The sequence below is a fragment of the Methylobacterium oryzihabitans genome (assembly GCF_004004555.2).
Lineage (GTDB): Bacteria > Pseudomonadota > Alphaproteobacteria > Rhizobiales > Beijerinckiaceae > Methylobacterium > Methylobacterium oryzihabitans.
The window spans coordinates 1-916 of record NZ_SACP01000080.1 but is presented as its reverse complement, the minus strand read 5'-3'; the positions used below and the strand labels follow the sequence as shown (position 1 = coordinate 916).

Here is a 916-nt window from a genome sequence, read left to right as displayed (position 1 = left end):
GAGATCACGTCGAACTTGACCACCGCGTGGCCGCGGTCGGCGGCGGCTTCGGCGGGAGCGTAGCCCTTGCCCTTCTGGGTGACGACGTGGATCAGCACCGGGCCGTCGGGGGCGTCGCGGACGTTCTTGAGGATCGGCAGCAGGTGGTCGAGGTTGTGGCCGTCGATCGGGCCGACGTAGTGGAAGCCGAGCTCCTCGAACATCGTGCCGCCGCCGGAAAGAATGCCGCGGGCGTACTCTTCCGCCCGGGCGGCGGTGTCGTAGAGGGCCTTGGGCAGCAGGCGCCCGAAGGTCTTGGCGGTGTCGCGGAGGCTGCGGTAGGTGTCGCCCGACACGAGGCGGGCGAGGTAGGCCGACATGGCGCCGACCGGGGGCGCGATCGACATGTCGTTGTCGTTGAGGATGACGATGAGGCGCGACTTGAGCGCGCCGGCGTTGTTCATCGCCTCGTAGGCCATGCCGGCCGAGATCGAGCCGTCGCCGATGACCGCCACCACGTTGCGGCGCGGGGGCGTCTCGCCGCGGGCGCGGGCCGCGGCGTCGGCGAGGTCGCGGGCGACCGCCATGCCGAGGCCGGCGGAGATCGAGGTGGAAGAGTGGGCGGCGCCGAAGGGGTCGTAGGGGCTCTCGGCGCGCTTGGTGAAGCCGGACAGGCCGCCGCCCTGGCGCAGCGTGCGGATGCGGTCGCGGCGTCCGGTGAGGATCTTGTGGGGGTAGGCCTGGTGGCCGACGTCCCAGATCAGGCGGTCGTCGGGGGTGTCGAAGACGTAGTGCAGGGCGACCGTGAGCTCGACGACGCCGAGGCCCGCGCCGAGATGGCCGCCGGTGACCGACACCGCGTCGATGGTCTCGGCGCGCAGCTCCGCGGCGACCTGCGGCAGGTCGCTCTCGGGGAGCCGGCGAAGATCAGACGGGA

At 72.1% G+C, this 916-nt stretch carries 1 protein-coding gene; it reads right to left on the bottom strand.

Translation table 11 applies throughout. The features are described 5' to 3' along the window. The coding region (locus EOE48_RS28425) for a 1-deoxy-D-xylulose-5-phosphate synthase N-terminal domain-containing protein (RefSeq protein WP_281292808.1) at positions 1 to 916 on the bottom strand (916 nt) is incomplete at both ends.